Raw genomic sequence first — 13770 nt, forward strand, 5'->3', positions numbered from 1 at the left:
AATGCTTGCCTGGCTCCGACGGGCGACGAACATCGTCGTCATCGGTTTCGATCACGTGAGCGGAGTCCGCGGTGTCAGCAGAAAGTGACAGCCCTGGTGATCAGCAGCAGGTACAGCAACAAGCCCCGAGGCGGCACAGGTCAACCGTGCGGCGTCGGGTGAGCATGAGCTCGTGGCTGGATTGCACGTCGGTGAGTTTACCCGGTTCTTCAGGAATTTGAAGCGGGGGGCCGGGAGAGGGGCTCCAAGGCGGCGCGCAGGTCGGCTGCGGCAGGCACTCCGGACACCCGAAAGCGTTCGCGCAGGTCGTTGTCCAGAATGAACGTCGTCGGCAGGGACAGAACGCCCAGTTCCTTGGCGAGAGCGGGGTATTCGTCGATGTCGAGTTCCACTTCGGCCGGTGGGTGCGGCTCGTCGGCGAGGTCCTGGACGACCTGTCCCACCACCCTGCGCACGGCGGCGCACGGGCCGCACCAGTCTGCGGAGAAATGCAGCACGGTCGCCGAATGGTGAGACGCTGCCGCTTCGGAGCCCACGCCGGCGGCCTCGAGGAGCCGTCGCCGTTCATCGGTCACGAGAGAATCAGTCGACCCGCTCGTGGTGCGAACCCTGCCTTGCCTCCGTTGCCACCAAAGCCCGAACGCGATGGCGACGAGCAGTGTGACGATCAACAATGTGATTCCGGTCATCTGTTCTGCAGTTCGTCGAGGTCGATCGTCACGTCGTTGCCCACACCTTCGATGACTATCTGCGAACCCTCGGCGTATACCTCGGTGGGCTGGACCCCGAAGGGCAGTTCCCTGGGGTCGATCGTCCGGGTGAAGAGTCCGAGGATGGCGGGAGCCAGGGGATCGGGGATGCTGAAGTCGGCGTGACCCTCCGGTCCGAAGTAGAAGTCGCTGGCCACGATCTTCACCTGGCCGCCCTCGAGAACGAGGTCGGCCTGCACGCTGACCGTCGTCTCGATCGGCCCGACCGGAACCGTGCCCGTGAGGACGACGCCCCCCGCCGTGGGCATGCCCGAGCCACCCGATCCGCCGGTGCCGTCCGATTTGCTCGCCGGTGGTGCCGACACCTGCAGGTCAGGTATGCCGAGGAATCTGCCCAGGTCGGTGGCGTCGATCAGCATCCGGCCTGTCAGGTGATCGACGGGAAGCGCCTGGACCGAGCCGTCCACCAGATCGGACAGTGGGGCCGAGACGCCCTGGAGGGTGGACTCGATCGTCACCTCGCCCACCACATCACTCTGTACCCCCTGTGCCCGGATTTCGATGTTGTCGTATTCGCCCTCCCAGGCCTGGGTGAGGAACGGGAACCCGTGAACGGTGACCTCCGGATCCGCCGTGAGCGAGGCGCCCGCCCGCAGCTCCCTCGACACCCGGTACTCCGCGTAGGCCGCCGCCCCGAAGTCGACGACGAGACCGAGGGCGACGAGGAAGACGATTCCCATGATGAGTTTCCGCACGGCCCCATTGTGACCGACACGGTGACCGTGGGCGCCGGTGCAACCATCGGCGCCGGGCCTCGGGGGTTCGGTGCAACGAACAGCTCTGGTGGCGCGCTACTCTGTCACCGACAAAAGTGTCGATACCTTCAGGGTCGATCTACCTGCACCGGCTGTCTCACCAGTCGGCCGGTCGGGTACGACGGTGACGAGATGGGAGGCTGTGTGGAGCTACTGCTTCTTACCTCCGACCCCAACCCGGAGGCGGTCCTACCGGCCCTCTCCCTGTTGGCGCATTCGGTGCGGCCTGCTCCGACGGAGGTGTCTTCGCTTCTGGAAGCGAGCTCCGCTGATATCGCCCTGGTGGACGCACGGACTGATCTTGCGGCCGCCCGTGGCCTGTGCAGGCTGCTGGGAAGTACCGGTTCTGCCGTACCGGTGGTGGCCGTGCTGACCGAGGGTGGCCTGGTGGCCGTCAATTCCGACTGGGGATTGGACGACATCCTTCTGCCCGGCACCGGACCTGCCGAGGTCGACGCACGTTTGCGCCTTCTCGTCGGGCGCAGCGGTGGAGTTGCCAGCCCGGAGGCCTCGGGCAAGATCACGCTGGGCGAACTCGTCATCGACGAGGGCACCTACACGGCCCGGCTTCGCGGCCGTCCCCTCGACCTCACCTACAAGGAATTCGAGCTCCTCAAGTACCTGGCGCAGCACGCGGGACGCGTCTTCACCCGCGCGCAGTTGCTGCAGGAAGTGTGGGGTTACGACTTCTTCGGCGGTACCCGCACCGTCGACGTCCACGTGCGGCGCCTCCGGGCGAAGCTGGGCAGCGAGTACGAATCCTTGATCGGTACAGTCCGCAACGTGGGCTACAAGGCTGTTCGACCCGCCAGGACCAAGTCGGGTACACCGGTTGTGCCCGTCGACGACATGGATGCCGACGACATCGACTTCGAGTCGGCCGAGGGGCCGGCGATCTGATGAGTGCTTCGGTGCAGTCCTGGCAGGATCGACTCGACGCGGCTCAGGCCGTCGAAGTGTCCGCGGTGTTGGAGCGGGCAGCGGAGACGGATGGGACCGCCGCGGTGTCGGAGCAGGGTATCCACGCGCTGGCCGGCGTCGGCGAGGCGCGACATCTCGTGTGGACCGACGAACATCGCGTGGTCGGGTACGCGCAGTTGCAGCCGGGTCACGGCGAGCACCCTGCAATGGCGGAACTCGCGGTCGACCCGCAGGCCCGTGGCCGCGGAATCGGTGGCCGCCTGGTCGCCGAGGCGCTGGACGAGGGTGGCCCTGACTCGCGAGTCTGGGCGCACGGCAATCTGCCGGCCGCGCAGGCGGTAGCGCGGCGTCTCGAACTGACCGGTGCACGTGAATTGTTGCAGTTGAGGCGCCCGCTCGAGGGTGCCGATCTGCCAGAACTCGTTGCGCCGCAGGGGGTTACGCTGCGCGCCTACCGTGGAGTCGAGGACGACTCCGAGGTGTTGCGGGTCAACGCCGCCGCATTCGCCTGGCATCCCGAGCAGGGTTCGTGGACCGCCCGCGAGATCGCGGAGCGTCGCGCCGAGGACTGGTTCGATCCCGCGGGGCTGTTCATGGCCTTCGAGGCGTCGGACGAGCGCACCTTGCTCGGATTCCACTGGACGAAGGTGCATCCCGCGCAGGGTGAGAATCCGGCGATCGGTGAGGTCTACGTCGTGGCGATCGACCCGTCGGCGCAGGGGCGTGGACTCGGCCGATTCCTTACGCTCGCCGGACTGCATTATCTGCGCGACCGGGGAATCGGTGCAGTACTGCTCTATGTGGAAGGCGACAACGCTGCCGCGCTCCATACCTATGAGCGTCTGGGCTTCGCGCCGTTCCACGTCGACGTGGCCTACGCGCGCCGCTGACGGTCTCCACTACGTTCCGGTCGGCCGTACGTCCGGGAAATCTGGACGAATGCGTGGTCTGTTCACTTTCCGTTCACCGATCATGGTCCTACTGGACATTCACTACCCCTAGGTTTCTCCATGGGCAGCGCCGTGTTGCCTGGTGCAGGATTCAACCAGCGATCCGCGCCTCATGTCGCCGCCCGATCGTGGGCGAGACGATATTTCCGGAGGACTAGGTGAATTTCAAGCGCAATGGTGCCCTGCTCGGTGCAGTGGCCCTGGGTGCCATGACCTTGGCCGCGTGTGGCAGTGACAACAACGCCGCAACGAGCGGAGTCGACGTGTCGGCGTCCAACGCCACGTGCGAGGGCAAGGCCAACCTCTCTGCCGCTGGTTCCTCGGCGCAGAAGAACGCGATGGACCAGTTCGTGTCCACCTACATCTCCGTCTGCCAGGAAAAGGGCAAGACCGTCAACCTCGCGTACAACCCCAGCGGATCCGGTGACGGCCGTACGCAGTTCATCGCCGGCCAGATCGACTTCGCCGGTTCCGACTCGGCAATCAAGGCCGAGCAGGCCGAGCAGGCGAAGGCCCGCTGTGTCGGCGGCGAGGCCTGGAACCTTCCGCTCGTCTTCGGGCCCGTCGCCGTCGCGTACAACCTGGACGGCGTCGAGGACCTCGTGCTGAACGGCGAGGTGACGGCCAAGATCTTCAACGGCACCATCAAGAAGTGGAACGACCCGGCCATCGCCGCGCTCAACGAGGGCGCCACCCTGCCGGATCAGGACATCACCGCGATCATCCGCTCGGATTCGTCGGGCACCACCGACAACTTCCAGCAGTACCTCACCGCCGCCTCGAACGGCGCCTGGACCACCGGTGCCGGCTCCGACTTCACCGGTGGTATCGGTGAGGGTGCCAAGGGTTCGGCCGGTGTCGCGCAGGCAGTGGCCTCCGCCCCTGGTTCGATCACCTACGTCGAGAAGTCCTTCGCCGACCAGAACAAGCTGTCGGCCGCGCAGATCGACAACGGCTCCGGCCCCGTCACGCTGTCCGACGAGTCCGCGGCGAAGGCGATCGAGGGTGCGCAGTTCAAGGGTGAGGGCACGGGCGACCTGACCCTCGACCTCGCTTCGATCTTCGGTACCCAGGAGTCCGGCGCGTACCCGTTGGTGCTCGCCACCTACGAGATCGTGTGCTCCAAGGGATACGACGCCGACACCTCGGCTGCGATCAAGTCGTTCCTGACCAGTGCCGCGAACGAGGGTCAGGCCGACCTGGCCGAGCAGGGCTACGTGCCGCTGCCCGACACGTTCAAGGAGAAGCTGAACGCGTCGATCGCCGCCATCGGCTGATAGCACGCAGTTCGTTCGGACCGCTCATGTCTCTATATCCTGACGAGAAAGAATGCGAGCGCAGATGAGTGAAGCGCCCACCGAATCAGCACCTCGCACCTCCGGCTCCGCTTCAGGCGGGGCCGGGGTGGGCGGTCCGAACGGCACCCCGGAGGCCGAGTTGAGTTCTACCCAGGCCGAGACCCCGACCCCGACTTCGGCGGGAGGGACCCCCGGCAAGGCGGTCACCAGGCCCGGAGACCGGGTCTTCCGCTCGCTCGCGACCAGTTCGGCGATTTTTGTCTCCGTTCTCATCGGGGCGATCGGCATCTTCCTCGTGTGGCGCGCGGTTCCTGCTCTGAGCCGGAACGAGGTGAACTTCCTCACCAGCCGTGAGTGGGTCACCGTCGACATCAATGCGATGGCGTTCGGTGTGCTCGACCTCTTCCAGGTGACCCTGCTGGTGTCGGTGTTCGCGCTGGTGCTCGCAATGCCTGTGGCTCTAGGAATCGCGATCTTCCTCACGGCCTACTCACCGAGTTGGCTCAAGCGCCCGCTGGCATACGTCATCGACCTGCTCGCCGCAGTGCCGTCGATCGTGTACGGGTTGTGGGGTCTCCTCGTCTTCGCCCCGGCAATCAAGCCGTTCGCCATCTGGCTGAACGAAAATCTCGGCTGGTTTCCGCTGTTCGCGACCGGCAGCGGTTCCATCCTCGGCGGCGGCACCATCTTCACCGCGGGCATCGTTCTCGGTGTGATGATCCTGCCGGTGATCACCGCGGTCACCCGGGAAGTGTTCGTTCAGACGCCCACCGCGCACATCGAGGCGGCGCTCGCGCTCGGCGCCACCCGGTGGGAGGTCGTCCGGACCACGGTCATCCCGTTCGGCAAGTCCGGTTACATCAGTGGTTCCATGCTCGGCCTCGGCCGCGCTCTCGGTGAGACCATGGCGCTGTACCTGATTTTGCGGACCACCTCGCAGTCGTTCTCCTGGTCCTTGTTCGACGGCGGCGCCACCATCGCCTCCAAGATCGCTCTCGGCTACGCGGAGTTCAACAACGACATCCAGGCCGGCGCCTACATCGCCGCCGGTCTCGTGCTCTTCGTGCTCACCTTCGTCGTGAACGCCGCTGCCCGCGCCGTGATCGCAGGAAAGAAGGACTGATCCCATGACCGCGACCCTCGACAAGCCGGTCAAGGCGCCCACCTTCCGGGGTGTCGGTACCCGGCGCCGTATCACGGACGTCACCGCTACTGTGCTCGTCACGCTGGCCGTACTCATAGCGTTGATTCCGCTGGTGTGGGTGCTGTTCACCGCGATCGCCAAGGGAATTCCCGCCCTGACCTCGGCCACCTGGTTCACCCACTCGCTCAGTGGCCTGACGTCCTCGGCGGCCGGCGGTGGCGTTTACCACGCGCTGATCGGCACGATCCTGCAAGGACTCGTCTGCGCGCTGCTGTCCATCCCGCTCGGCCTCTTCGTGGCGATATACCTCGTCGAGTACGCCGACCGGCAGTCGCGGCTGGCCAAGCTCACCACCTTCATGGTCGACATCCTGAGCGGTGTCCCGTCGATCGTGGCGGCCCTGTTCATCTATGCGCTGTGGATCGCGACCTTCGGCTTCCCGAAGTCGGGATTCGCGGTGTCGCTCGCGCTGGTGTTGCTGATGGTTCCCGTCGTCATCCGCAGTACCGAGGAAATGCTCCGCATCGTCCCCCAGGACCTGCGGGAAGCGTCCTACGCACTCGGTGTTCCCAAGTGGAAGACGATCGCCAGGATCGTGCTTCCCACTGCGCTTCCCGGCATCATCACGGGTGTCATGCTGGCTCTCGCCCGCGTGATGGGAGAAACGGCTCCGCTGCTGATCCTCGTCGGCTACGCACCGTTCATCAACTTCGATCTTTTCGGTGGTGAGATGGGGACGCTGCCCGGCGTCATGGTGTCCGAGATGAACAACCCCACCGATGCGGGCACCAACCGCATCTGGGGCGCGGCGCTGACGCTGATCCTGCTCATCGCCATCCTCAACGTTCTGGCCAAGGTCATCGGCCACTTCTCACAGGTTCGTAGCAAGTGACACATACACATACATCAGTAGGGAGCCGGTAATGGCCAAGCGTCTGGATCTCAAGGACGTCAACATCTACTACGGCAAGTTTCATGCCGTCGCCGATGTCGGGCTGTCGGTTCCCCCGCGGAACGTGACTGCCTTCATCGGACCGTCCGGCTGCGGCAAGTCGACCGTCCTGCGCACCCTCAACCGTATGCACGAGGTGACTCCCGGTGCGCGCGTTGAGGGTTCGATCCTCCTCGACGGTGAGGACATCTACGGTTCGGGCACCGACCCGGTCGGTGTCCGCAAGACCATCGGCATGGTGTTCCAGCGTCCCAACCCGTTCCCGACGATGTCCATCAAGGACAACGTGGTGGCCGGTCTCAAACTGCAGGGCGAGCGCAACAAGAAGCGACTCGACGAGGTGGCGGAGCGCTCACTGCGCGGCGCAAACCTGTGGAACGAGGTGAAGGACCGTCTCGACAAGCCCGGCGGCGGCCTTTCGGGTGGCCAGCAACAGCGTCTGTGCATTGCCCGTGCCATCGCGGTATCGCCCGACGTGCTGTTGATGGACGAGCCTTGCTCCGCTCTCGACCCCATCTCGACGCTCGCGATCGAAGACCTCATCACCGAGTTGAAGAAGGACTTCACCATCGTCATCGTCACCCACAACATGCAGCAGGCAGCGCGGGTGAGCGACCAGACGGCGTTCTTCAACCTCGAGGCGACCGGCAAGCCGGGCCGTCTCGTGGAGATCGACGACACCGAGAAGATCTTCTCGAACCCGACGCAGAAGGCCACCGAGGACTACATCTCCGGCCGCTTCGGATAGAGCCCGACGACGAACGCCCCGACCGTAATTCGGTCGGGGCGTTCGCGTTGGAAAGGCTCTTACAGATCGGGGTAGGTGGTCAGGTTGTCGGCATCGGCCACAGGGCCGGTCTCGTCGGGCAGCTTGCCGGTGACCAGGAAGATGACGCGGCGGCCCACCTCGACGGCATGGTCGGCGAAACGCTCGTAGAAACGGCCCAGCAGCGTGACATCGACGGCCGCGGCGACGCCGTGCTTCCATTCACGATCCATCAGGACGGTGAACAGGTGGCGGTGCAGGTCGTCCATCGCCTCGTCCTCCTCGCGGAGGCGAGCGGCCCGCTCGGGGTCCCGGGTCTCGAGAACCTCACGGGCGGCTGCACCGATGGAGACGGCGATGCGCCCCATCTCGGCGAAGTATCCGTTGACCTCTTCGGGCAGAACGTGATTGGGATGTCGGCGGCGCGCGATCTTGGCGACATGGAGGGCGAGGGCTCCCATGCGGTCGATATCGGCGACGATCTGGATTCCGCTGACGACGGAGCGGAGGTCGCCGGCAACAGGTGCCTGAAGGGCGAGGAGGGCGAACGCACGCTCCTCGCAGATGGTGCTGAGATCGGTGATCTTGTCGTGCTCTCCGATCACCTGCTCGGCAAGGGAGAGGTCGGCCTGGAGCAGTGACTGGGTGGCCCGCTCCATGGCGGCCCCCGCAAGCCCCGCCATCTCACCGAGCAGGTCGGCAAGCTCGGTCATTTGTTCGTTGTAAGCCACGCGCATGAGGTCACAGCCTACGGTGCACGGGAGTCCAAGTCACGATCGCAGGGTGAACGCGGGGTGAACGACGTGCCTGATCAGCGCTCAATCACAGGACGCGTCGCCGGCATTGACCACCGCGAGATCGGCGGGGATCTCGACGTCCTCCGGCTGGCCGACACGCACCCCGGACATGTCCAGCGGAGTGTCGATCGCGCTCGGTGCCTGCACGGTCCCGGAGAAGTTCGACCCGACGGCAACCTCGGTTACCGTTCCCAACCCGGAGGTCGACTCGAGGATCGCGCCGGGGAAAGCCGACGCGAGGGTGGCGGCTTCGGCTTCGTGCCCGGGGGAGAATCGGACGACCGTCTCGGCACTGGTGGCGGTGTAGTTGCCGACGTTGTAGATCTGAAAACCCTGCGCGGCCAGCGCGTCCGCGGTGGTCGCGGCCAGCCCCGATTCGCCGGAAGCGTTAGACACCTGCACCGACACGCTGGTCGGGTCGACCGCGAAAACGGGAAGGGGTGTGCTCGGCGTCGGAGCGGGGGCCGAGGCTGCAGCCTCGATCGGTTCGGCCCGCTTCTCCCCGGGAAGCGGGGCGTCGTCGATGATGGCGCGGAAGATGGCCTTGATGTCATCGGTGCGGGGAATCTCGTTTCCCCAGTCGGTGGTTCCTGCGGTCGGGACCGTCAGGAAGGTGACCGCGCCGGCGTCGACGTTCTGCAGCGAACGGCCGAGTGTGACCAGGGACTTGGTGTCGATGTTCTCCACGAACGTGTCCCGGGTGAAGGCGTTGATGAACCCGTTGAGCTTGCCGGGATTGAGGAGAACCTGACTGGACAGTGCTCCCCTGAGAAGTGCAGACAGGAACCGCTGTTGACGGTTGATGCGGCCGTAGTCACCGTTGCCCTCCGCCTCCACGTGGCGGGCGCGGACGAAGTTCAGCGCTGTCTTTCCGTCGAGCACCTGGGTGCCGGCCTCGGGAAGCACGGTGCCGAGGACGAAATCCTCGAGCGGCTGTGTGGTGCAGATCTTGACGCCACCGATCTCGTTCACCATCGACTCGAAACCGGCGAAGTCCATGCCGACGAAGTGGCCGATCTTCAAGCCCGACATCTTCTGGATCACCTTCACCAGACACTTCGGCCCGCCCAAGGCGTAGGTGGCATTCAGCTTGTCGCCCTCGGCGGAGGGGAACGTTTCCTCGGTGTATGTCCCCGTGGCGTTGTCCCAGCCCTGGCAGACCGGGCGCTCGACGTCGAGGTCGCGGGGAAAGGAGACCGCCACGACGCGGCTGCGATCAGCAGGAATGTTGACGAGCATCACGGTGTCGGCGCGTGAACCCTCGGCGTCCTCGACCGTTCCGGCGCCGATTGCGCCGCTGGCACCGGCTCGGGTGTCGGTGCCGACGATGAGATAGGTCTCGTCACCGGTCTGCCCACCTGCGTCGACGATGTCCGTCGACTCGGTGTCGAGGGCGGCGATCTGATCGAACTTGCCTTCGGTGGAACGCAGGTAGCCCCACACGATTCCTGTTCCGGCGAGCGCGATCACCGCCACCAATGCGACGAACGCGCGTCCCACCGCCCGTAGGCGGCGGCGTCGACGGCTCTTGCTCAACGCCAGACGAGTCAATCCCGGATTACCGACCACCTGAGGAGTCGCGGTGGTTTCGGCGTCCGCATGCCAGCCGGTCTCTGCGTCGCCGGTGGAGACTTGTGAGGGCGGAGGTGTGAACGTCGGCTCCGGTGGGGCGACGGCACCAGGTGGGGGATGTCGCTCGTCGACTGGGGCGATCGTCTCGGTCTTGTCCGGATCATCCGGTCGCTGTGGTTCGTTTCCGGCGACCTTCTTGACGAGGTCTGCAACGGAGAGGCCTTCGGTGGGTCCGCCGGCCGCGCGCCGGCCGGTGCGCCCGCTGTCCTGGCGGATGGCGTCCGTGCGCTCGATCGGGGGACGACGGTCCGACGGAGCCGGACGTTCGGGAGGCCGCTGTTCCGGAGGTGGCTGGCGTGGAGGCAGCCGACGTTGTCGTCCCGACTGCGCTTCCCGATAGCGTTGATCGGCGAGAGGGCGTTCCCAGGGGGCGCGCGATTCGGGCGTCGGGGCGTCCGAACTGTGATCATCACCCACCGATACAACCTGCCCTTTCCGCCGACCCGGACCTCCGTCGGGGCCGACGGATTCCAGTCATAGTACTTATCGAACGTCGGCGCTCCACTCGGGAAGCGATGCGACTCGCCCCCTGCTCCTAACCGCCCGAGTGCATCATGTCCGCTCCAGCCGGAACCAGGCAGTCCTCGGGATCGTCGAGCCAGCCCTCGGGAAGGGCCACGGTTCCCGGCGAGCCCTGGCGCCCCCGGGGTCCCTCGGCGTCCTTGGGGAAGGGGATCGACGGATCGAGCTGGGCGAGGAGCCCGTCGAGTTCGGTGAGGGTGCTGACGAGGGCCATGGCCACGCGCAGATCGGAGCCGGCCGGGAATCCACGCAGATACCAGGAGACATGCTTGCGCAGTTCCCGGAGGCCTTTGTCTTCGCCGTGGTGAGCGGCGAGGAGTTCGGCGTGCCTACGGATGATGGTCGCGACCTCACCGAGGGTGGGCGGCGTCGGCAGTGGTAGTCCGTTCAATGCGGCGCTCAGCTCGGCGAACAACCACGGCCTGCCGAGGCATCCGCGGCCGACGACGACGCCGTCACACCCGGTCTGGTCCATCATGCGAGCCGCGTCCCCGGCGTCGAAGATGTCACCGTTTCCGAGCACCGGAACGTCCGTGACGTGTTCCTTGAGCCGCGCGATCTCGTTCCAGTCGGCCGTACCCGAGTACCGCTGGGACGCGGTGCGCGCGTGCAAGGCGACAGCGGCGGCGCCCTCGGCCGCGGCGATGCGGCCGGCGTCGAGATGCGTGTGGTGCTCTGCGTCGATGCCGACACGGAATTTGACCGTCACCGGAATGTCGGTGCCCTCGGTGGCCTTGACGGCGGCCGCGACGATCCGGCCGAACAGGTTGCGCTTGTAGGGCAAGGCCGCGCCGCCACCCTTGCGGGTCACCTTGGGCACCGGGCAGCCGAAGTTCATGTCGATGTGGTCGGCCATGTTCTCGTCCACGATCATCTTGGCCGCCGCGTATGTCGTGTCGGGATCGACCGTGTACAGCTGCAGCGACCTCGGCGTCTCCGTCGGCCCGAACGTGGTCATGTGGAGAGTTGCGGGTTGCCGTTCGACGAGTGCCCGGGCGGTCACCATCTCGCAGACGTAGAGGCCGGACGTGCTCCCCGCCCGCTCCGTCTCGAGTTCCCGGCACAGCGTGCGGAACGCGACGTTGGTGATGCCTGCCATGGGAGCGAGCACCACCGGGCTGCGCAGTTCGAGCGAACCGATACGAAGGGTAGACATTGACGACCTCTGGGAAAGTACTGACAAAAAGCGTGCCCGGCACCGAATCCGGTACCGGGCACAGGATAGCTGTTTCGGCTAGGAAGCCTTCTGCTCGCGCTTCTTGGCCTCGCGAGCAAGCATGCGGTCGCGCTGCTCCTCGAACTTGGTGGCCTGGCCCTCGAGGTTCTCGAGGAAGGCGCCGAGCGACTCGCGGATTTCTTCGCCGCGGGCCGTGAAGTCGGAGCGCTCGAAGATGTTCCACTTGCGCAGGACCGGCATGACGACCTCTTCGAGGTGCTGCCGGAGGTCGTAGATGCCGTGCTTGGCCATGAGCACGCCGTTGCGGCGGAAGTTCGGCATTCCCGCGCCCGGCATCTGGAAGTTCTGGACGATCATGTTGATGGCCTCGAGTGCCTGGTCGGGCGCGAGATCGAGGGCTGCACCGCACATGTTGCGGTAGAAGATCATGTGCAGGTTCTCGTCGGCCGCGATGCGCTGCAGCATCTTGTCGGCGACGGGGTCCTTGCAGGCTTTACCGGTGTTGCGGTGGCTCACCCGGGTGGCCAGCTCCTGGAAGGTGACATATGCCACCGAGTGAAGGAAGCCGGCATCGACGTCGGCGGGGGAGGCGAAGCCGTTGGTCATGTGCTCCATGCGGAAGCGCTCGAGCTGGACGGGGTCGACGGCGCGGGTCACGACGAGGTAGTCACGCATCACGATGCCGTGACGGTTCTCCTCGGCGGTCCAGCGGCCGACCCACGTTCCCCACGCGCCGTCCTGGGAGAAGTTCTCGGCGATCTCACGGTGATACGAGGGAAGGTTGTCCTCGGTGAGCAGGTTGGTGATCATGGCGGCCTTGGCGACCTCGTCGAGCTGTGACTGCTCCGGATCCCAGTCGATTCCGCCCATCGCAGCGAAGTTGCGGCCTTCGTCCCACGGAACGTAGTCGTGCGGATGCCATTCCTTGGCCATGGAGATGTGGCGGTTGACGTTCTCTTCTGCGACCGGCAGCAGCTCCTGCAGCAGCTCGAGTTGGGTCAGATCCCTCGCCATGTGTTTAGCCTCCATATAGCTCACTGTGACTGTCGTTCAGCCTACGGCACCGTAAGTACGTCGGTAAACGCCTTCGGTGCGCCGGAGACCGAGGAAGTTACCGATCCGTAATCAAATCTCCGGGGTCTGTCGCCGCGACACGGCCGACCGTTACACACAGTGTACTGGGAGACGCCGATGGGCAGTGACCTGCGCGGTTATGCGGGAAAGATCATCACGTCGGCTGGCCGGGCACTGTGGGCGGTCACAGATTGCGGCGTTTGCCGAGGTCGTCGTTACGTGCCCGAGTCGTAGGCCGTGCACTCGTTGACCGTTCCGTGTCCGATTTCTTCGGTGTGTCGTGCCGTGATGTGAGTCCCGACACGCCGTGACGCTCCTCCACGAAAACAGGCTTCTTTACGACGGCAGTGCACGTGGTTGCGCTGGGCCCCGGCACAGCCAACAATCGGGTCATGGCAACTGTGCCGACGCAGGGGGACGAACGATGACGGCAGACATCAGCGGTTCCACCACACCAGCGAAGCCGGGCTTGCCCGCCTGGGCGAAGAAGGCTATTGCTGTCGCTGCGGTCCTGGTAGTCCTGGTCATCGCCTATTTCATTCTGGCGGCCTACCTTCCGCGGGCGTGGGCGCAGAACGTCGGTGGGCTGGCCGACGGCAGCTTCGGTGCCGGGATTCTCTGGGGCTTGTTGTTCGGCTTCCTGTGCACTCTCATTCCACTCCTGCTGTTCCGCGGAGCGTGGCGATTGTTCCGCCGGCGCCGATTCAAGCCGATGCAGGTCATCATGCTGGTTGTCGCCGTGATCGTCGCGCTGCCCACTCTCCTGACTCTCAGCGTGGTGCTCGGCGGAAACAGTGCGGCACATGCGGGCGAACGGATCATGGATGTGGACGCGCCCGGGTTCCGGGGGGCGTCTCTGGCCGGCGCGATCATCGGCGTCGTCGTCTTCCTCGGCGTCATCGGCCTCACCTACACCTATCGCAAGCGCGGCGAGGATCTGGCCGAGCTCCGTGCCGATGCCGATTCGAAGGGCTCGGCGACTGGACCCGGCGAGGCGCCGTCCGCACCCTGA

The 13770-nt window shown here is 65.5% G+C and carries 13 protein-coding genes; 7 read left to right on the forward strand and 6 right to left on the reverse strand.

The features are described 5' to 3' along the window. Window positions 1–209: 209 nt before the first annotated feature. Window positions 210–689: a thioredoxin family protein gene (locus GFS60_RS06080; RefSeq protein ID WP_159919655.1), complete on the reverse strand. Its 480-nt coding sequence runs from the start codon at window positions 687–689 to the stop codon at window positions 210–212. Continuing rightward, window positions 686–1465 carry an LmeA family phospholipid-binding protein gene (locus GFS60_RS06085; protein WP_109327246.1) on the reverse strand — a complete coding sequence of 260 codons (780 nt, stop codon included), beginning with the start codon at window positions 1463–1465 and terminating at the stop codon, window positions 686–688. The genes GFS60_RS06080 and GFS60_RS06085 overlap by 4 nt, the downstream gene beginning before the upstream one ends. A 204-nt stretch (window positions 1466–1669) precedes the next feature. Here GFS60_RS06085 and GFS60_RS06090 point away from each other — a divergent pair, with 204 nt between their 5' ends. From GFS60_RS06090 to pstB, 6 genes are all read left to right on the forward strand, one after another. After that, window positions 1670–2425, forward strand: coding sequence for a winged helix-turn-helix transcriptional regulator (locus GFS60_RS06090; RefSeq protein WP_109327247.1), 756 nt, complete (start codon window positions 1670–1672; stop codon window positions 2423–2425). Then, window positions 2425–3336 (forward strand): mycothiol synthase, encoded by a 912-nt coding sequence (gene mshD / locus GFS60_RS06095; RefSeq protein WP_159919657.1) that lies wholly within the window; start codon window positions 2425–2427, stop codon window positions 3334–3336. Before GFS60_RS06090 ends, mshD begins: the two co-directional genes overlap by 1 nt. Window positions 3337–3554: 218 nt before the next feature. Continuing rightward, window positions 3555–4673 carry a phosphate ABC transporter substrate-binding protein PstS gene (gene pstS / locus GFS60_RS06100; protein ID WP_159919659.1) on the forward strand — a complete coding sequence of 373 codons (1119 nt, stop codon included), beginning with the start codon at window positions 3555–3557 and terminating at the stop codon, window positions 4671–4673. A gap of 64 nt (window positions 4674–4737) precedes the next feature. Continuing rightward, entirely contained in the window at window positions 4738–5817 is a 1080-nt protein-coding gene (pstC, locus tag GFS60_RS06105) for a phosphate ABC transporter permease subunit PstC (protein WP_159919661.1), read from the forward strand. 4 nt (window positions 5818–5821) lie between these two features. Further along, entirely contained in the window at window positions 5822–6730 is a 909-nt protein-coding gene (gene pstA / locus GFS60_RS06110; RefSeq protein WP_109327250.1) for a phosphate ABC transporter permease PstA, read from the forward strand. Window positions 6731–6761: 31 nt separating this feature from the next. Then, on the forward strand, window positions 6762–7538 hold the full coding sequence (gene pstB / locus GFS60_RS06115; RefSeq protein ID WP_109327254.1) for a phosphate ABC transporter ATP-binding protein PstB: 777 nt from the start codon (window positions 6762–6764) through the stop codon (window positions 7536–7538). Between the two features lie 59 nt (window positions 7539–7597). Here pstB and phoU read toward each other — a convergent pair whose 3' ends face one another. The 4 genes from phoU to GFS60_RS06135 all read right to left on the reverse strand — a co-directional run bounded on the left by phoU (window position 7598) and on the right by GFS60_RS06135 (window position 12698). Beyond that, complete coding sequence (gene phoU, locus GFS60_RS06120) at window positions 7598–8293, reverse strand: phosphate signaling complex protein PhoU (RefSeq protein WP_109327259.1); 696 nt, start codon at window positions 8291–8293, stop codon at window positions 7598–7600. Window positions 8294–8374: 81 nt separating this feature from the next. Next, window positions 8375–10402, reverse strand: a complete 2028-nt coding sequence (locus GFS60_RS06125; protein WP_159919663.1) for an LCP family protein — start codon at window positions 10400–10402, stop codon at window positions 8375–8377. A gap of 118 nt (window positions 10403–10520) precedes the next feature. Then, window positions 10521–11663 (reverse strand): tRNA dihydrouridine synthase DusB, encoded by a 1143-nt coding sequence (gene dusB, locus GFS60_RS06130; protein WP_109327263.1) that lies wholly within the window; start codon window positions 11661–11663, stop codon window positions 10521–10523. A gap of 78 nt (window positions 11664–11741) precedes the next feature. Then, the gene (locus GFS60_RS06135; RefSeq protein ID WP_109327265.1) at window positions 11742–12698 is read right to left on the reverse strand and encodes an acyl-ACP desaturase; all 957 of its coding nucleotides are present in this window, start codon (window positions 12696–12698) and stop codon (window positions 11742–11744) included. A 484-nt stretch (window positions 12699–13182) separates the two neighbouring features. Here GFS60_RS06135 and GFS60_RS06140 point away from each other — a divergent pair, with 484 nt between their 5' ends. Further along, entirely contained in the window at window positions 13183–13770 is a 588-nt protein-coding gene (locus GFS60_RS06140; protein ID WP_159919665.1) for a hypothetical protein, read from the forward strand.

Origin of the sequence: Rhodococcus sp. WAY2, assembly GCF_009859915.1 — a bacterium.
GTDB classification, from domain to species: domain Bacteria; phylum Actinomycetota; class Actinomycetes; order Mycobacteriales; family Mycobacteriaceae; genus Rhodococcus_F; species Rhodococcus_F oxybenzonivorans.